The sequence below is a fragment of the Commensalibacter nepenthis genome (assembly GCF_029953305.1).
GTDB lineage: Bacteria > Pseudomonadota > Alphaproteobacteria > Acetobacterales > Acetobacteraceae > Commensalibacter > Commensalibacter nepenthis.
The window spans coordinates 332,392-350,198 of record NZ_JASBAN010000001.1 but is presented as its reverse complement, the minus strand read 5'-3'; the positions used below and the strand labels follow the sequence as shown (position 1 = coordinate 350,198).

The 17,807-nt window shown below is 37.4% G+C and carries 15 protein-coding genes and 1 pseudogene; 5 read left to right on the top strand and 11 right to left on the bottom strand.

The features are described from left to right. Positions 1–40: 40 nt before the first annotated feature. Positions 41–874: pseudogene (locus QJV33_RS01550) on the bottom strand (IS5 family transposase). Positions 875–1,222: 348 nt separating this feature from the next. Between QJV33_RS01550 and QJV33_RS01545 the strand changes: the two are divergent. Both QJV33_RS01545 and QJV33_RS01540 read left to right on the top strand, forming a co-directional pair. Then, a complete protein-coding gene (locus QJV33_RS01545; protein ID WP_281461663.1) occupies positions 1,223–2,572 on the top strand; it encodes an APC family permease in 1,350 nt (449 codons plus the stop codon). Positions 2,573–2,617: 45 nt separating this feature from the next. Further along, complete coding sequence (locus tag QJV33_RS01540; RefSeq protein WP_281461662.1) at positions 2,618–4,036, top strand: NAD(P)/FAD-dependent oxidoreductase; 1,419 nt, start codon at positions 2,618–2,620, stop codon at positions 4,034–4,036. Between the two features lie 162 nt (positions 4,037–4,198). Here the strand turns inward: QJV33_RS01540 and QJV33_RS01535 are convergent, their stop codons facing one another. From QJV33_RS01535 to queG, 7 genes are all read right to left on the bottom strand, one after another. After that, on the bottom strand, positions 4,199–5,884 hold the full coding sequence (locus QJV33_RS01535) for a sugar MFS transporter (RefSeq protein WP_281461661.1): 1,686 nt from the start codon (positions 5,882–5,884) through the stop codon (positions 4,199–4,201). A gap of 170 nt (positions 5,885–6,054) precedes the next feature. Then, positions 6,055–6,693 carry a 5,6-dimethylbenzimidazole synthase gene (bluB, locus tag QJV33_RS01530; protein WP_281461660.1) on the bottom strand — a complete coding sequence of 213 codons (639 nt, stop codon included), beginning with the start codon at positions 6,691–6,693 and terminating at the stop codon, positions 6,055–6,057. Positions 6,694–6,796: 103 nt separating this feature from the next. Beyond that, positions 6,797–7,450 (bottom strand): MlaC/ttg2D family ABC transporter substrate-binding protein, encoded by a 654-nt coding sequence (locus QJV33_RS01525; protein WP_281461659.1) that lies wholly within the window; start codon positions 7,448–7,450, stop codon positions 6,797–6,799. A gap of 15 nt (positions 7,451–7,465) precedes the next feature. Continuing rightward, positions 7,466–8,227: an MlaA family lipoprotein gene (locus QJV33_RS01520; RefSeq protein WP_281463364.1), complete on the bottom strand. Its 762-nt coding sequence runs from the start codon at positions 8,225–8,227 to the stop codon at positions 7,466–7,468. Between the two features lie 366 nt (positions 8,228–8,593). Then, positions 8,594–9,424, bottom strand: coding sequence for a TerB family tellurite resistance protein (locus QJV33_RS01515; RefSeq protein ID WP_281461658.1), 831 nt, complete (start codon positions 9,422–9,424; stop codon positions 8,594–8,596). A 66-nt stretch (positions 9,425–9,490) separates the two neighbouring features. Beyond that, positions 9,491–9,721, bottom strand: a complete 231-nt coding sequence (locus QJV33_RS01510; protein ID WP_281463363.1) for a ribbon-helix-helix domain-containing protein — start codon at positions 9,719–9,721, stop codon at positions 9,491–9,493. Continuing rightward, positions 9,718–10,773 carry a tRNA epoxyqueuosine(34) reductase QueG gene (gene queG / locus QJV33_RS01505; RefSeq protein ID WP_281461657.1) on the bottom strand — a complete coding sequence of 352 codons (1,056 nt, stop codon included), beginning with the start codon at positions 10,771–10,773 and terminating at the stop codon, positions 9,718–9,720. The genes QJV33_RS01510 and queG overlap by 4 nt, the downstream gene beginning before the upstream one ends. A 219-nt stretch (positions 10,774–10,992) precedes the next feature. Between queG and QJV33_RS01500 the strand changes: the two genes are divergently transcribed. Continuing rightward, on the top strand, positions 10,993–11,565 hold the full coding sequence (locus QJV33_RS01500) for a CC0125/CC1285 family lipoprotein (protein WP_281461656.1): 573 nt from the start codon (positions 10,993–10,995) through the stop codon (positions 11,563–11,565). A 108-nt stretch (positions 11,566–11,673) separates the two neighbouring features. Here the strand turns inward: QJV33_RS01500 and metE are convergent, their stop codons facing one another. After that, entirely contained in the window at positions 11,674–13,989 is a 2,316-nt protein-coding gene (gene metE, locus QJV33_RS01495) for a 5-methyltetrahydropteroyltriglutamate--homocysteine S-methyltransferase (RefSeq protein ID WP_281461655.1), read from the bottom strand. 139 nt (positions 13,990–14,128) lie between these two features. Here metE and QJV33_RS01490 point away from each other — a divergent pair, with 139 nt between their 5' ends. After that, positions 14,129–15,019 carry a LysR family transcriptional regulator gene (locus QJV33_RS01490; RefSeq protein ID WP_281461654.1) on the top strand — a complete coding sequence of 297 codons (891 nt, stop codon included), beginning with the start codon at positions 14,129–14,131 and terminating at the stop codon, positions 15,017–15,019. An 11-nt stretch (positions 15,020–15,030) separates the two neighbouring features. Here QJV33_RS01490 and QJV33_RS01485 read toward each other — a convergent pair whose 3' ends face one another. Then, on the bottom strand, positions 15,031–15,624 hold the full coding sequence (locus QJV33_RS01485; protein WP_281461653.1) for a Holliday junction resolvase-like protein: 594 nt from the start codon (positions 15,622–15,624) through the stop codon (positions 15,031–15,033). Between the two features lie 91 nt (positions 15,625–15,715). Here QJV33_RS01485 and QJV33_RS01480 point away from each other — a divergent pair, with 91 nt between their 5' ends. Beyond that, the gene (locus QJV33_RS01480) at positions 15,716–16,201 is read left to right on the top strand and encodes a DUF2938 domain-containing protein (protein ID WP_281461652.1); all 486 of its coding nucleotides are present in this window, start codon (positions 15,716–15,718) and stop codon (positions 16,199–16,201) included. 150 nt (positions 16,202–16,351) lie between these two features. Here QJV33_RS01480 and QJV33_RS01475 read toward each other — a convergent pair whose 3' ends face one another. Next, a complete protein-coding gene (locus tag QJV33_RS01475) occupies positions 16,352–17,746 on the bottom strand; it encodes an aminotransferase-like domain-containing protein (RefSeq protein WP_281461651.1) in 1,395 nt (464 codons plus the stop codon). Positions 17,747–17,807 lie beyond the last annotated feature (61 nt).

Here is a 17,807-nt window from a genome sequence, read left to right as displayed (position 1 = left end):
CTTTCAGCAACCACTAGTAATGTTAGAGTCTGACTTATAATTATTTTTGTAAGCGTTGCGGGATAGCTCGTGTCATTTTTCGGATTGAAGCGGTGAAGGTCCGTGTTTCGGACAAAGCAAGAGTGGCTGCCCAATCTTTTGCCAATAGCCGACAGCGGTTGAGCCATGAGAAAGTATGCTCTACCACCCATCTTTTAGCGATAACAACGAAGCCTTTCATACAGTCCAAACGACAAACTATCTCAATGGAGGAGTCTTTAATATGCGCCACAGCGGTTGCGAGTTTGTCTCCTGCATAGCCTCCATCGGCAAAGAACTTTATCATGGAGCGATAGTTCCCTTTAGCTAGCTCGATGACGTGAGTAGCACCGTCGCGGTCCTGAATGTCAGCATTATGCACAATAGCTGTCAGCAAGTTGCCTGCTGTATCGGTCAGAATATGGCGCTTGCGCCCCTTGATTTTCTTTCCAGCATCATAACTGCGCGAACCGCCGCTTTCAGTCGTTTTCACCGACTGGCTGTCGATAATATCCGCTGTTAGTAAAGGACTATGCCCTTCAAGAATGCGTTTTGCTTCCACCAAAGTCTCGTCGATCAAGACCAAAAGACCGTTGTCGCGCCAATTGTAGAAATGATGTTGTACCGTCGAGTAAGGCGGAAATTATTTCAGAAGTGCTCGCCACTGACAACCTGTTGACACGATGTACTGCACAGCATCCCATATATCATGCGGCTTATGCGTCCATGGACGCCCAACGGAACTGTAGCGTTGAAGAAACGGTTCTATAATTGACCATTCATTGTCTGAACTATCGCTTGCATAGCGCATTGAGTTGCGTTCATATTGCTTGCGAGTGTTTTTGGTCCACGTCATTTGAGCCTCCGTCGTTGTGCTAACAACAGAGAATCATAAATAACTGAAATCACTCAAATTAATTATCGGTCAGGCTTTTAGATAATAATACAAATAACATATTGAATCCTTGTGATTTTTATCAACATATATTGACAGCAAAAGATTTCTATAAAGTATAAAAACGTTTTTTTACTTAATTTCAGGGCATATCAATCAAATATTGTTATAAACAGCAATGTTATTCTTGCTATTTATTACATAAATTGCATAGTATAAGGTTTATTTTAAATTTAATTGCTTTGTTCTGTTATAGCAATTTATTTTAAAATGCTTTTGTAATATTTCGAGAAGTTAAAGATGTAATTAATGGATCAGTTAAAAAAGAGTAAGAAGCTATTATCATTATGGCAAGTCGTTATCATTGGTGTAGCTTATTTGACGCCAATGACTGTGTTTGATACGTTTGGTATCGTGTCTGAGCGTACAAATGGTCGAGTGCCTTTGGCTTATTTATTGACGTTAGTGGCTATTATGTTAACCGCTATGAGTTATAGTCGACTAGCAGCCACCTTTCCTGAATCTGGTTCTGCGTTTACATATACAAGTAAAATATGTGGTAAAGCGAATGGTTTTATTGTTGGATGGGCAACTCTGCAAGATTATATGTTATTACCAATGATTAATGCCTTGTTGTCTGGTGCTTATTTAAGTGCATTATTTCCAGATATTCCCAATTGGATTTTAATAACTGTTTACGTTGCTATTGTGACCTTTATTAATTTACGTAACGTCAGTTTATTGGCAAATATGAATTTTATATTTGTGGGCGTACCCTTAATTTTAACGATTTATTTTATATATTTGGTCATTCATATAAAATTAGGACAAGGTGTAACTGCTGTATTAACCATGAAACCCTTATTCAATGGTGATAATAGCTTGGAACCACTTGTGGGTGGTGCGGCTGTTTTATGTTTCTCTTTCCTAGGGTTTGATGCGGTATCGACTTTGGCGAATGAAACAAAAGATTCGAAAAAGAACATACCCAGAGCCATTATGATTACCGTATTATCTGGTGGGATAATTTTTTTCATCAGTGCTTGGTTTATTCAATTATATTACCCAACAAACGAATTATTAAAAAATTATAAAGATTCATCCTCTCCTGAAATTGCATTATATGTCGGGGGAATCATTTTCCAAAAATTCTTTATGATTGCGATGTTGGTGAATACGTTGGCTTCTGCATTGGCATCGCATGCTAGTGCCGCAAGACTATTATACATCATGGGCATTGCCAGATTTATCCCTGGTCAGATGTTTAGATATGTTCATCCCAAGTATCATTCCCCTTATTTCTGTGTGTTGTTAGTTGGATTTTTATCTTTAGGTGCTATTTTTTGTAGCTTAGATACAGCCGTGTCCTTTGTGAATTTTGGCGCGATGATTGCATTTAGTGCAGTCAATGTCTGTATTTTAGTCATGTTTGTTTACAAAAACAAAGAAATTGCAACCATGAAGCAAATTTTATTAAATCTGATCTTCCCAGTCTTGGGTTTGGTAACAGTTGCGTATATGTGGTTGAACTTACAAGAAGATTCCTTTATATTTGGCTTATCATGGACATTTTTAGGATTGCTTTATCTTTTTTATCTAAAGAAAATCAACAAATCACTTTTCGTTCCAGATAACGAAAATTACGAATCAAAAGTCTAGAATCCTTATCATTAATATATATATATATATATCGAGTTATATTAAATGACTGTAAAACAAAAGATTGAAAAACCAGTATTAATTGATGATGCATTGATTGCTCCAACCAATAACACAGATAAACAAGAAGATTGGAGTTGGGTGGATGGCGATCAAAAGCCAGAACATCCAGCAAATTATTACGAAGCAACCTTATCTAGTTGGGCTGGTTTTCCCAAACTGGAAGAAGAAACAACTTGTGATATCGTGGTAATTGGTGGGGGATTGCTTGGTGCTTCATCAGCATTACATCTCTCAGAATCTGGTGTTGATACAATTTTGTTAGAAAAAAATCGCATCGGTTCTGCGGCTTCGGGTCGTAATGGGGGGCAATTAACCCCAGGGCTAGCCCGTTGGGAAGCCGAAACTATGATTGAACATTTTGATTATGACGAAGCATGTCGTTTATGGCGTTTTACATCTATTGAATGTTTTGACTTAATCAGAGAGATCGTCAGTAAATATGATTTATCTGTTGATATGCGCAAGGGACATTTAACCGCTGCAATTCATCCTGGTCATATTGGTGCATTGGTAAAAGGTGCAGATGCTCGTAGATATCTTGGCGATGATTCCGTTAGCATGTTAGGTGAATATGAAATTAAAGAGCATATTAACTCTGAGATTTATTTTGGCGGTGCCTTAGACAGTATGGGCGGTCAAATTCACTCGTTGGCACTCGTTCGTGGGATGATTTATGGCTTTGTGCAAAATGGTGGACAGGTTTTTGAGGATAGCGAAGTCCTTGAAATTGAAGAAACTCCCAATGGAACCAGAGTTAGAACAGAAGCAGGTAGTGTCTTAGCCAAAAAAGGCATTGTGCTTGCTGTGCATGATTCTACATTTAAGTTATTATCTGAGGCTGATGCGACCATTCCATTTTATACATATGTGGCTGTAACAAATCCAGTTGCAGGGGGTACAAAAACATTATTGCCAACCGATATGGCTGTATATGATACACAATTTCAAATTGATTATTATCGTCCTGTTAAAAAACAGCGTATCTTGTTCGGTGGGCAAGGGACAGGGACTCGTTGGAACGAAGAAAAAACCATTGCATATTTAACGTCTCGTCTTGAAACTGTATTTCCAGAAAGAAAAGATTTAAAATTTGATTTTGCATGGAGTGGTACCACAGACTTAACTCTCAATGGTGCGACTGATTGTCGTAAAATTGAAAAGCAAGTGCCTATTTATTCTGTTAATGGATGGAGCGGCCATGGTGTTGCGCAGACAGTTCGCATCGGTAAATCTATACGTGATGACATTCTAAAAAATAACGATGATTTTGCAATGTTGGCAGCGATTGAGCATCGTTCTATTTTGTTAGGTAGACAATTATCACCAGTGGCGATCCCACTAGCAAAATCTTTGTTAGGACTACAAGGAATGATTACACCTGGTAAAATGATATCTTTCTAATGAATATGATTTACTAACTTATATAAAGCAGCTTAATGATTTTTTAAATCAAAAGGCTGCTTTTTTATCTTTGTGGCATTGTGAAATGACAGTAAAACAATGCGATCAATTCCTACAACTAATGCTTACTGGACAACATATTATTGTCCAGTAATATAGTTATTATTGTTTTGTAACTGTTTTAGAAAGATTGGCACCCCTTAGACCGTAATATAGAATATAAAAATAACAAAGGAGTGGCAATAAGAAAGCGTGATGTAATCCGATGCTATCGGCAATAAAGCCTTGAGCAAATGGGATTACAGCGCCTCCGACGATTGCCATTACTACCAAGCTTGATGTTTGTTCAGTTAAAATTCCCATTCCAGTCACTGCCAAAGAAAAGATAGTGGGGAACATAATAGAGTTAAATAATCCAATGGAAATAATCGAGTAAACGGCAAGGTTGCCAGAAGATGTCAATGTAATAACCAGCAAACAGACATTAACGATTGCACAAAGAGATAGCAATTTTCGTGGGGATATTTTCACCATTAATGCTGACCCTATTACACGCCCAACCATAGCGCCTCCCCAGAAAAAAGCAACATATTGAGAGGCAACTTGTTCTGTCATGCGACCAATATCGGGTAATGTTAAATAGCTAATCATAAAACTGCCGACCGATACTTCAGCACCAACATAAAAGAAAATCCCTAATGCCCCCAAAACTGCATGAGGATATTGAAATACATCTTTCAAAGAATGTGGTGTATCTTTATTTTCCTCTGCTTGATCTTTATTTTCAGGAAGTTTAAAAATGGCAACGAAACCAGCCAGTAACAAAAGAATGAGCCCTAATATTGCATAGGGTTTTTGCACTGATTTGGCTTGATTAGTCCGATATGCTTGCATCTTTTGATGCGTGGCGGGTGTTATTTCATTTTTTAACTTTTGAAGCATGCTTGTTTGGTTTGTATCTAATGAAGTCGTAACAAGACTATCCATTGACTGAACAAGCGCATCAGCAGGCAATTGATCCAACTTTTCTGTAGAAATATTGCTAAGGATAAAGAGTTTTTGCTCAGTAGGGATATCGCTTAAAACGGTTCCTAATATTTCAGGGGGAAGGCGATTGGATTGTTCTAATAACACTTCATTCGAAAGTTTATTGAATATAAAAGGTGGAATGTTTTTAAGGGCATAAGCAATATTTTCTGGTTTTGCTTGATTGAATGCTGATTGAATATCGGGGAGTGATTTATTTTCAAGTATAGAAATTAATTGCACTGTTTCTGGAGCTGTTGCAACGTCCTTTGGCAATGTATAAGACGCACCTACAAGAATTAGAACCCCGCCAAGATAGGGAGCTACGGTCGTTCCTAAAGAGTTGAAGGCTTGTGCCAAATTTAATCGGCTAGAGCTGGTTTTTTGAGATCCTAGTAAAGTCACATATGGATTGGCTGCGACCTGTAAGATTGTGATCCCAGTCGCCAAAATAAACAGAGCAATCAGGAAAATATAATAATTCGAAGAAATAGCCGCAGGCCAAAATCCAAATGCACCAATGGCTGCAATAATCAGACCTGCGACAATGCCTTTTTTATACCCTAATGAAGAGATAATTTTTCCCCCCGGTATAGACATTAGAAAATATGCACCAAAGAATGTAAATTGAACCAACATTGCTTGGGCATAGTTTAATTCAAATACGGTCTTTAAATGTGGAATAAGAATATCATTCAAACATGTCAGAAATCCCCACATGAAGAAAACAGTTGTCATGACGCTTAATGCGACGGGATAGTATGTGAATGAATTTTGATGGGCTTCAGGTGTGTCAGAAACCCTTAGTGAAGAATTGCTCATAATCGTCCTGTTTCTGTATTTTTATAAAATTGGAGCATTAAATTTCGCTTGTTACATATAAAATTATAGTAAGCAAAATAATATACCTATAGAAAAACACACAAATATAAAAATCAAAAGATTTTTATCAGATCGAGTAGAGATTATTTATATATGATGTTTTGATGGTTCTATTTAATGATCCATTGCTGTCGTTCTGGATTGCGTTTTTCCCAGCCTTTTTCCTCTAGTTCTGGGATTATGTTTTGAAATTGTGGATATCCAACACATAAATAGGCTACAAAATTCCAATCTTTTGGAACGGTTAAAATTAATTTTACTTTTTCAGGAGGTAAAATTGAAACCCAACCCACACCAATATTATAGGCTCTGGCAGCCAACCAAAAGCTGAAGATAGACATCACGGTTGAGTAAGCAGTGGTTTCTGGCATAGTCTGCCTGCCTAATCCTTTGCCTTGTTGTGGGTTTGCCTCTGAAAAGACTGCGATATGATGAGGGGCATCGTTCAGACCAGAAAGTTTTAAATTAGAGTAAAGCTGTTGTTGTTCAGACGCATATTCTTGTGCAGCTTGATGGTTACATTCCTGAAAGAGGGTATAAATTGCTTCACGAAGTGCAGGGGTTTCAACCTTAATATACCGCCAAGGTTGGCTGAGACCAACAGACGGAGCCAACGAGGCAACTGATAAAAGTTGGTCCAGAATTTGGTTATCAACCGGTTTAGACTGGAAATGCCTGACATCTCTGCGCCAAGAAAAGAGCTGTTCAAGCTCTAGAATGAAATCATTGGAAAATTGAGGAGCGGTCATGATATTAGATCCCCCGTTTGTTTAGTATAGATTGAAATAAAAAAGCCAGGAGAATAAGATTTCCTGGCTTTTCACTAAATATATTTATCTTTGAAATGAATGATTATGGATGTTTTGAGATTTGACGTTTTAAAGCATCAATCAATGCAGACACATTATTACCATGTCGAGCAATAAAGGACGTATAGTCACCTCTTTGTGTTACGGATAAGGACGCATTTTCACCAATAATATCCACCACTCTAGGGGATCCGCTTTCTGTGCTGATAATCCATTGTATTGAAACATTGGGTTGTTTTGGACGATGAAGGATGGTTTCTATAGAAAATCTACCGCCTTCAACGTTGGAAACCTTGCCAATGTCAAAAGAAACGCCTTTATATTCACCCAAACGGTCAGTAATAGAGTTAATTAAAACCTGATGGAATAATTGGACATACTCTTTTTGTTGCTCTGGTGTTGCAACACGCCAAAAGCGACCAAGGCAGAATTTAGCGATCGTATCTACATCAACATCTTGATTTAAAATCGTTAAAAATTGTTCTTTTTTCTCTTTTGCTGATTTGTTGCTGTTTACAACAGAGACCATTTTATTGCCTGTGGCTTCAAGCCATTGACGTAATTCTGCACTTGAATAAGTTTTTTGCGCGTGCGCAGCTGGAATAGCAAAGGGAGCATGAGGAACTATAGTACTAGATAATAATATACCTGAAACTGCGGCTACAGAAAAAAGAAAACGACAAGAGTAACTCTTCATTGTATAATTCCTAACTTATTTTATATACCAAGCTGGTGTTGTGGCTCTATGGTCATTAATCAGCTCTTTGATTTCAGCGCTTTGTTGTTGTTGGTATGCACTTCGAACTGTTGCATAAGGATCCAATGAATCTCTTTGTAACTGATCCAACGCATCCATATAGTCAGCTCTAGCACTAATCACACCTAGGATATTATAGGCCCAGTTAAAAGTAATCAACCCATATCCTCTGGGGACATAGTTAAGCGGTTGCAAACCAACAGCGATGATAGAGCCACCGGCTTCACGAAAGCTCGATGGTCCCATAAAGGGTACAAATAAATAAGGACCTGATTTAATTCCCCAAGAAGCCAAGGTCATGCCTGGGGTGGTATCGTGATGTTCATACCCAACCATCGAGGCAACATCAATAAAACCACCAATACCAGCAACCATATTGATACACCAACGGGCAAAGGTATCGCCTGCGCGCCTTGGTTTGCCAGCACCTACATCAGAAAAGAATACAACAGGTTCATTCATTGTTGTAATCATATTGCTCAGAGATTTGCGAACCACTTTGGGAACCGCCCATACATATGCCTTTGACACAGGGCGTAACGTATATTTATCCACTGTCATGGTAAAATCATACATTTCACGGTTTGTGGGTTCGTATTTATCATTATTGCGTTTATATTCAGCCAAGGCTTCTGGATCTTTGGGAACAGGTGCTGTGCAAGCACTGGCAAAAAGAGATAAACCAACAGTCAAAGTGATATAAGAGAGACGACGCATTTTTTGTTTTTTCTTTGTTAGAGACTGTAAAGAATGAGAAATATTCGTGTAATTCAAATCCATTTTGCCTCTCAAGTGACCTTAATTAATTTCATAGATTATATTAAACGTACCAAATAATATTTCAAAGATGATTCAAAATATAATGGTTATTTATTTTGCACAGAATGCGTTTCGACCATAGCAGATTCATTTCTAAACAACAGAAAAAAGGTTATGGATAGAATAAAAAATAATCGTATCTTGATGAAATGTTGTAATATAATCACAATATTATTTTAGTTTTTATTGTAAAATATTGATATAAAACAAGAATTGCACATAAGAATCGTTTATGTAAAAAATGATGAATGAACTATTTGGTGCCTATAGACCGCGATTGCGTTTGATATAATCCCAAGCAGCATTGATTTTAACGATTTTAATGGCTGATTTTGCCATTTCTGCCTCTGACGCACCTTTGGATGCCATGACATCTGGGTGATGTTCTCTGACCAATTTGCGCCATTGATTACGCACTTCTTCATCTGTGGCATTACTGTGGATTTCAAGGGCTTCGTAAGGGTTTTGTTCTTCTGTTACACTACGTAAAGTTCCACCATTTAATGCATAATCCCATGCAGATTGAGGCAGTTCAAAGATTTTATGAACTTGGCGTAAGAATTTTTCTTCTTCGTCATGTAATGGCGCTGATGGATCTAAGTCTGCTTTGGCAATGGCAAAGAGCAAGATTAAAAGATTTTCGAGTTTGCTCTTTTCGTCTTTAAAAGCAATAGAAAGCTCCTCTGCAAATTTTGGATAGTCGTCAACGCGTTGGCGTGCTTGGTCAAATAATTTTCCAATTGCTGCTTGCTGTTGAGCAGGCACTGCAAAAAAACGTTTAAAAGCATCGATTTCTTGACGATTAACGGCGCCATCACATTTGGCGATTTTTGCGGATAGAATAATCATACAGAGTGCAAGTACTTGATCTTTTTTACCTGTATTGACAGCCATTTTTACAGCGATATAGCTGGCAGCCCCCATAAAATCTGGAGAGATTTTACGTTTCCATTGTTCTGTCCACCCACCAGGAGGGGGATCCAACAAAGTATTTTTGTCCGCTGCATGTCCTAATGCTGCGCCCAATAAAGCACCCATAGGTCCCCCAGCAGCAAAGCCAGCAACGGTACCAAAAATTTTTCCAATAAACGCCATATGCTCAACAATACAAATTACAAATAGACTACAAGTCTACTATTTTTGCAGCAAAAGGCAATGTTTTTATCCGTTTTTTGACTTTGATGCAAAATCCAATGCTGCCAATCGTAATGCAGATGAAAGCGGTCGATTGGGGTCTCTGTCTGTGTCAATAGACATGATTAATGCTGCTAAAGAACATTGTTGTTTTTGAGCATATTGTTCTAAGGCTTGCCAGAATTCTTGTTCTAAGGCTACGCTGGTTTTATGACCAGAAAGCCTGAGGCTGCGTTTTTGTAAATAAGGATTGCTCATAATTGAAGTTGTTGTATCGCCCACTGGGCTGTTTCTTGGACAATAGCATTCTCATGATTTTTCCATAATAATGCATGAGATAGCAATGACTGTTGTTGTGAATTCCCGATTGCAATTAAAACATTGCGTATAAAACGTATATATCCAATCCGTTTGACAGGTGAGCCAGAGAAAAATTGTCGAAATTCCTCTTCTGAAAATTGTATAAATTCCTGTAATAAAGGGCTATTAAGCTCTTGGCGTGCTTGTAATTTTATATGGCGACTATGTTGCGCGAAACGGTTCCATGGGCATACCGCTAAGCAATCATCACATCCATAAATGCGATTGCCAATGGCTTTTCTAAATTCAATCGGAATGCTGTTCCCATATTCGATGGTAAGGTAAGAGATACAGCGTTGAGCATCCAATTGAAAAGGGGCTGGAAAGGCTTGCGTTGGACATGCTTGTAAACATTGATTGCAACTACCACAATGGTTTTTGGGAATTTCAGATGAGGGGAGCTCTAAGGTTGTTAAAATTTCTCCTAAAAAAAGCCAACTGCCAAATTGGCGCGAGACTAAGTTGGTATGTTTGCCTTGCCAACCCAGCCCTGCTTGTTGGGCAAGGGGTTTTTCCATAATGGGTGCGGTATCGACAAAGACTTTAACCTGATCTGTTGGTATTGAATAGGGTTTGGCTTCTTTTAAAAGATATTGTGCCAAATGTTTTAACCATCCTTTTATCATGTCATGATAGTCTCTGTGGCGTGCATAAACGGAAATATTTCCCGTTAGAGGACGGTTCAAATTGGCGAGTGGATCAAGGTCAGGTCCATAATTAACTCCTAAAACAATAGCAGATTTGACTTCTGGCCATAAATGGTCTGGGCTAGACCGTTGAAAAGCACGATCTTCTAACCATTGCATGTCTCCGTGGCGTTTTTTTTCAATAAATTCGTTTAATTGTTGTGCTTTTTTTGGCGAAAGTTGTGCTTTACAAATACCAAACTGATCAAACCCCAGTTCAAATGCTTTATTCCGAATAAGATGCGTGAAAGATACAGGTAACATGAGCTATAAAACAAAAGAGTTTGATAAAGGAAATATGTTAAGAAAGCACTAACCTATCAGAATTAAGCGTAAAGAAAAACAAAAGAGTTTATTGGGATTATTGAAATCATTAAAAGAATAAATATATTGTAAAATATTCAACAATATGAGTATCTTATTTTTGTAAGTTGATTTTTTGTCAGCAATAATTTTCCATCAAATGTAAAGGAATGATTAAGGATGAAGGCTTTTTCTTTTTTACCAGCACTTGCTGTGGTGGTGGCAATTTCTGGATGTGCATCAAGCACTCCTTTATCGTTTAATCAGCTTGGTGATTTTAGCGCATATCCCTTAAATAAACAAACATTTCGCATCGCTTATATAGCAAATGACAATATCAGCTATTCCGCAGCACAAAATATTACGTTGATTAAAGCCGCCCAAACGACGATTCAAAATGGGTATCAATATTTTATTGTGATGAATAGCTCTAGCAACGTTCATAAACAACCACAAAGAGAGGTAACTTATGCTGGCGGTGGATATGGCGGTGGTTATTGGGGTGGCGGTCCAGGTTTTTGGGGTCCTGGTGCTTGGGGGACACCTGTGTGGAATGACCCATTTTATGGAGTGCCACAAGTGGTTACAACAGGACCCGCAGAAATCGCTTATAACATAGAATGTTATGCGAACGAGCAAACTGCGCCACAAAATGCGTATAATGCAGCATTAATATTAAAAACGATCGGTCAAAAATATGGTGTCAGCCCAACAGGGCAGGTGATTATCCAACAGCCAGAACAACATAAATAATATGTAGGAATTGATCGTGTTGTTTACAGTGATATTCCATATCACTGTAAACAACATTTTTGTTTTATACTAAAAAACAAAAATAGAGTACATCAAATGCTTTAAAGATTAATGTGTGGTAATCGATGCATAAAATTGATCGTTAATAGTGTTTTTTCTTAGATATTTAGCAGCATGAACCATATGTTCAAGAGCAGGAATGACCTCTTGCCATTGACGTGTTTTCAGCCCACAATCTGGATTGATCCATAAATGCTTGACGGGGATAAGTTGTTTGGCTCTTTCCATTAATTCGGTGATTTGCTTGGTTGATGGAATGTTGGGGGAATGAATATCATATACGCCTGGACCAATTGAATTTGGATAGTTGAATTGTTCAAACACCTCTAATAATTCCATATTAGAACGCGAGGTCTCAATGGTAATCACATCAGCATCCATAGATGCAATGGCAGCAATAATATCATTAAATTCAGAATAGCACATATGGGTATGAATTTGGGTTTCGTCTTGCACGCCGTTGGCGGTGATACGAAAAGATTCCACAGCCCAATTCAGATATTCATTCCATTGTGAACGACGTAATGGCAACCCTTCACGTAATGCAGCTTCGTCAATTTGAATGATTTTGACGCCAGATTTTTCTAAATCCAACACTTCGGCTCTGATTGCCATAGCCAGTTGATAGCAGCTTTCTGATCTTGGTTGATCGTCTCGAACAAAAGACCAATTTAAGATGGTAACGGGACCAGTGAGCATACCTTTGACAGGTTTATCCGTTAAAGATTGTGCATATTTAATCCAATCAATCGTCATAGGAGTGGGACGAGAGATATCTCCGTATAAAATGGGTGGTTTTACACAACGAGACCCATAAGATTGCACCCATCCATGTTGGCTGATTGCATATCCATTCAGTTGCTCGCCAAAATATTCCACCATGTCGTTACGTTCTGCCTCACCATGAACAAAGACATCAAGTTCTAGTTTGGTTTGTTGTTCAATACAAAAGGCAATTTCTTTATGCATTGCCGCTTGATAAGTTTCGTAATCAATGAATCCTTTTTTGAATTGATTTCTTGCTTTGCGAATATCTGCAGTTTGAGGAAAAGATCCAATCGTTGTAGTAGGGAAGTAAGGAAGATTCAAAATGGCTTGTTGCTTTTTAAATCGTTCAGCATAATTGCTTTTTCTTTGTCCAAGTTTTGGTGTAATTAAAGAGCGAACATGACGCACTGCTGGATTATGGGTGCGATCAGAGTTTTTACGACTATTGATTGCAGATTGATTTGCGTCCAAGAATTGTTGGACAGAGGCTCTGCCTTGGTTTAAAGCGGTGGCAAGAATGTTAATTTCTTCAAGTTTTTGTAACGCAAAAGCCATCCAAGACTTTAATTCTTGATCTAACTTTTGTTCGTTATTTAAATCAACAGGGACGTGTAGCAAAGAACAAGAAGGGGCAATCCACAAACGCTCTCCTAATTGTTGGGCGATCGGTTCCAGCCATTGTAAAATTGCATTTAAATCACTTTTCCAAATATTACGCCCGTTAACAACCCCTAATGAGATGATTTTATTGTCTGTGATGGCATTTATCAGTGGATTAATTTCTTCAAAAGCATTGATTGTGTCTAAATGAACCCCTTGCACAGGCAACTCAGCCAGCAAAGGAAGATTATCTTGTAATTGTCCGAAATAGGTGGCAATTAAAATATGAATATTAGGCGTATTTAAGACTTGATAGGTTGAGATAAACGCATTTTTCCAAGCCTCAGAAAGTTCAGTGACTAAAATTGGTTCGTCAAATTGCACCCATTTCACTTGGTGTTCAGCAAGTATTTTTAGTAAATGTTGATAAGTTTCAATCAATTGTGGCAATAAGCTAATTTTGTCAAGATCACCATAGGTTTTACCAATATATAAATAACTGACAGGCCCTATGATGACAGGTTTAACATTGGGGTTAATGTGTTGGGCTTCTTTGATTTGTTGTAATAAATGTTCTGGATTTAACGAGAATTTTGTATCATTGGTAAACTCAGGAACAATATAATGGTAATTAGTATCAAACCATTTTGTCATTTCCCCTGCAAAAGTTTGGTTACCGTCCGCAATATCATTGACCGAGCGTCCTCTGGCAACACGAAAATATTGATCTAAAAGCGTATCTTGTTGTTTGATCGAACGGGTTGGAATATTTCCTAATAAAAAGCTGGCATCCAGAATATGGTCATAAAAAGAAAAGTCCCCTGCTGGGATGTAATCTAAATGACTTTGATGTTGCCAATGGGTTTGCCTTAATTCTTTGCCTGTTTGCAAAAGTGTTTCTTGTGTTTCTGAACCATTCCAATAGGCCTCCAGTGCAAATTTTAATTCTCTTTTAACACCGATGCGCGGGAAGCCAAGATTATGTGTCGTTACCATGTGTCTATTTTCCTGTTGAACGTGAATTACAAGTATAATAGGTAAAACAAACTTGAAATAAAAATGATATTAATTCATTGAACTATGAATATAATGCATGGTTCAATGAGTGTATAATATTGAGAGGTAATGATACTAAATGATCGAAATTATTCATTTGCAGATTATCAAAGAACTAGATAAGCAAAAATCTTTGACAAAAGCTGCGGAAACATTATGCCTTAGCCAATCCGCATTAAGCCATACAATGAAAAAGCTAGAGCAACAATTGGGTGTGGTATTGTGGGTCAGGGATGGTCGATATTTACGGTTAACGCAAGCGGGGTTATATCTTTTATCATTATCCAGTCGTATTTTGCCTCAGTTGAATCATGCAGAAATGATGATACAGCAATATGCCGAGGGAAAAGCGGGTAATTTACGTATTGGGTTGGAGTGTTATCCTTGTTATCAATGGTTATTAAAAGTGGTTTCTCCTTATTTAGAAGCATGGCCAAACATTGATATTGACGTAAAGCAAAAATTCAAATTTGGTGGTTTGGTTGCGTTAGAGAATTATGAAATTGATTTGTTGGTCACACCTGATCCAATTTTCAAAGAGGATTTATGGTTTAAACCTGTGTTTGATTATGAACAGATTTTAGTTGTGGGTAAAAATCATCCCTTAAAAAGCAAGAAATATATTCAACCCTCTGATTTGTTGAGCGAAGTCTTGATTACCTATCCAGTGCCAGTTGATCGTTTAGATATTTACAGCCAATTTCTGATTCCAGCGGGGATTATTCCGCATCAACATAAAACCATAGAAACAACAGATATTATCTTGCAAATGGTCGAAAGCCATCGTGGCGTAACGGCTTTACCTTTATGGTTAGTCAAAGAAAATATGAAGCAATTTAAGATTGCTGCCGTTCGATTAGGAAAGAATGGCATATCCAAACATATTCATGTTGGAATACGTAAAAAAGATCAAGAGCTGTCATATATTCAATCGTTTATAGACCAAGCAATGGCAGTGACATTATATTAAAGCGTGTTTTTTTAATTATACTTTTCACTTAAGGTTATTTTTCCTTTATTAATAGTATTCTCATCATACTGAAATGTTTTAAATTTAATCTTCTTATTCTCAATTGCATATTTGATGGCTTTTTGAATTGTAGAGAGGTGCGCAGAATGAGTTGTTTTAACTTCGAAGAATATAATTTCTACATCTTCTATATTTTTTTCTCCATCACGGTATCCATCTAAATTATTAAAAATGATATAGTCAATTGGATTGCCTACAAACATGCAATCCTTTGGATGATAGGGGAAACCCTTATGAAACGGGCAAAATAATTCTCCCAACTCTCTTTTGAAAGCATTTCTTGAACTGGTTAGTGCGTGTTCTATCGGCAGCTTAATCCCTTTGTAATATTCAGTTCGTAATTTATGTAAATTTTCTTCTAAAATTCGTATTTCTTTATTTTTTTCAGCTCTTAATACATTCATATCTTTATAGGGGTTTATTTTGAGTGCATTGATTTCTTGCTGATGATGCTTTTTCAATTCAGCAATCGTTTCGATTTTTTTGATATAATAGAGTAATAAAACAATGATGATAAATAAAGCGATTATGATGGTGGTATTCATAGGTTATGAACTCTTTTTTTATTTTTATTTATAACAAGATGACTATATAGTCTTATGAAATTATAAACAATTCGTTAAAGAGTAAAATAGGATGAGCTTAATTATAGACGGCATTATAATCGGGTTTGGTGCGACTGTTGTTTTAGATATCTGGGATATGATTTTTGGCTTTTTGCCAGGACAGTCCAGAGCCAATTGGGCACCCATAGGGCGATGGGTTTGGAACCTCAAAGATGGTAAATTATTTAATGATACCATTGATGATTTGACCCCTTATAAAAATGAACTCGCATTGGGATGGATTTTTCATTATGCGGTGGGGATTATCTATGGCGTTATTTTTGCGCTTTATGGTGGTCACGAATGGTTTGCCAATCCAGCTTTCCTGCCTGTATGGATTTGGGGGATTATCACATTGGGCGCAGGTTGGTTTATTCTACAACCAGGTCTTGGTCTTGGTTTTGCAGCCTCTAAGTTACCCAATGCGTGGACTGTCCGCGTTTTGGGGATCATTGCACATACATTTTTCGCAGTGGGTATGTATGGAACGGCGTTATTGTTAGGATCATTTGTCTAGTGAAGAGATCGCTGCTAATCAAGGGTTACCATTAAGTAAAATGGATAAGCATTCGCATGAAGTTTATGGCGACATAATTCAAGTTTCAAAAGAGCAAAGAGTTAAGTGTAGAGAAGTTATGGTGGATTTAGTAAAAAAATTATAGTTTTCTTAAAACTGTGAAAAATTAAACCGAATTTCACCAACTTTCCCGCCAAATTCTTCTCCTTTGGCGATGGTAATGTTTTGGCTTAGCCAGTTTTGTAAAATCCTTGGCATGTCTTTGATTTTATCCTCATGAAATTTTGCATAACAATATAATCCTCCTTGAAGTGAGGTAAAAGATAAATCATCTTTATGATATTTTTCTAACCATTGGCATAGTTGCGTTGCTTTGATAGAAAGTTGTTTTCTTAAATTTTTACAATGTGGGTCTAATTGATACCGTAAATAATGCTCTGCCAATAATTGAGGTAAAACACTTAATCCACCATCAATTTGCTGTCGAATATGTGCGAGTTGAGTAATTATGGCTTTGGGGGCAATGATCCAACCAGCTCGAATATTCTTTCCCATATATTTAGATAACGACCCCATATAAATCACTTGCTGGTGGGTATCATAGGTTTTGATTGGGGTAATATTGATGTTTGATGAAAAAGACAACATGCTGCACGCATCGTCTTCGATCATTGGAATTTGATGATGACGACAATATTTTAAAATCTGTTGCTTACGTTTTTGATCCATACAAGAGCCCGTAGGGTTTTGGAATAAAGGATTTAAGAACACCATTTTTATCGGATGTTTTTGCAGTAACGCTTTTAATTCTTGTAACATCACGCCATTATCATCCATAGGTAATGCACAAATTCGTAATCCAGCGGCTTGAAAAATCGGTAATCGATAGAAAGAAGAGGGGGCTTCCACGCCAATGCGATCTCCAGGCTTTAATAGGGTTTGAGAAATTAAAAACAACGCTTGTTGCGTGCCTGTGGTAATCAATATTTCAGATAAATCTACTTTTAATCCCAATCGTTTTTGCATGTGGCTTTGCACTGCTTGGCGAAAAGAGTAAAGTCCTAGCTGTGTGGTTTCATCATCTTGTTCAAGGGATAAGAGGTCTTTGATAGGCAAATCCATAAAGTTTAAATCGGGTAATAAAGTTGGGGAAAGATCGCCTGTTGCCATGTCTTTGATTGATTTTTGATGTTCATTGCTTTCTTTACGAAAATGCTGAACTTGTAAGGTATAATCATCTTTAGGAAACTGGGTATAAGCCGATTTCAAAGGCTGCCAGTTCATCAAAGGATGTGTTTGTAATCCCCATTTGTCGGGATTAACAAAAGAGCCACTGCCAATCTTGCGAATAATCACGCCTCGATCGGTCAATTCATTTAATGCATGAATAATTGTAGAACGATTGACTTGCAACAGAACACTCATTTTACGTTCAGAAGGTAAACGCTCTCCTGGTGATAGCTGTCCATTCATAATCGCTTGTTCGATTAGGTTAATAACTTGTTGGTATAAAGGCTGGGATGAAGATGAAGATAGGTTCCACATAGTGTTTGTTTATAATGTTGATTGAAACGATTTTTTATCTATTTTATCAATTTGTAATTTA

What these genes read in the sequence shown, in the direction of transcription:
- QJV33_RS01490 (WP_281461654.1), top strand. Translation starts at nt 14,129, where the DNA reads ATGATCGAAATTATTCATTTGCAGATTATCAAAGAACTAGATAAGCAA.
- QJV33_RS01525 (WP_281461659.1), bottom strand. Translation starts at nt 7,450, where the DNA reads ATGAAGAGTTACTCTTGTCGTTTTCTTTTTTCTGTAGCCGCAGTTTCA.
- QJV33_RS01510 (WP_281463363.1), bottom strand. Translation starts at nt 9,721, where the DNA reads ATGAGCAATCCTTATTTACAAAAACGCAGCCTCAGGCTTTCTGGTCAT.
- QJV33_RS01535 (WP_281461661.1), bottom strand. Translation starts at nt 5,884, where the DNA reads ATGAGCAATTCTTCACTAAGGGTTTCTGACACACCTGAAGCCCATCAA.
- QJV33_RS01480 (WP_281461652.1), top strand. Translation starts at nt 15,716, where the DNA reads ATGAGCTTAATTATAGACGGCATTATAATCGGGTTTGGTGCGACTGTT.
- QJV33_RS01545 (WP_281461663.1), top strand. Translation starts at nt 1,223, where the DNA reads ATGGATCAGTTAAAAAAGAGTAAGAAGCTATTATCATTATGGCAAGTC.
- QJV33_RS01520 (WP_281463364.1), bottom strand. Translation starts at nt 8,227, where the DNA reads ATGCGTCGTCTCTCTTATATCACTTTGACTGTTGGTTTATCTCTTTTT.
- QJV33_RS01540 (WP_281461662.1), top strand. Translation starts at nt 2,618, where the DNA reads ATGACTGTAAAACAAAAGATTGAAAAACCAGTATTAATTGATGATGCA.
- QJV33_RS01500 (WP_281461656.1), top strand. Translation starts at nt 10,993, where the DNA reads ATGAAGGCTTTTTCTTTTTTACCAGCACTTGCTGTGGTGGTGGCAATT.
- queG (WP_281461657.1), bottom strand. Translation starts at nt 10,773, where the DNA reads ATGTTACCTGTATCTTTCACGCATCTTATTCGGAATAAAGCATTTGAA.
- QJV33_RS01475 (WP_281461651.1), bottom strand. Translation starts at nt 17,746, where the DNA reads ATGTGGAACCTATCTTCATCTTCATCCCAGCCTTTATACCAACAAGTT.
- QJV33_RS01515 (WP_281461658.1), bottom strand. Translation starts at nt 9,424, where the DNA reads ATGGCGTTTATTGGAAAAATTTTTGGTACCGTTGCTGGCTTTGCTGCT.
- bluB (WP_281461660.1), bottom strand. Translation starts at nt 6,693, where the DNA reads ATGACCGCTCCTCAATTTTCCAATGATTTCATTCTAGAGCTTGAACAG.
- metE (WP_281461655.1), bottom strand. Translation starts at nt 13,989, where the DNA reads ATGGTAACGACACATAATCTTGGCTTCCCGCGCATCGGTGTTAAAAGA.
- QJV33_RS01485 (WP_281461653.1), bottom strand. Translation starts at nt 15,624, where the DNA reads ATGAATACCACCATCATAATCGCTTTATTTATCATCATTGTTTTATTA.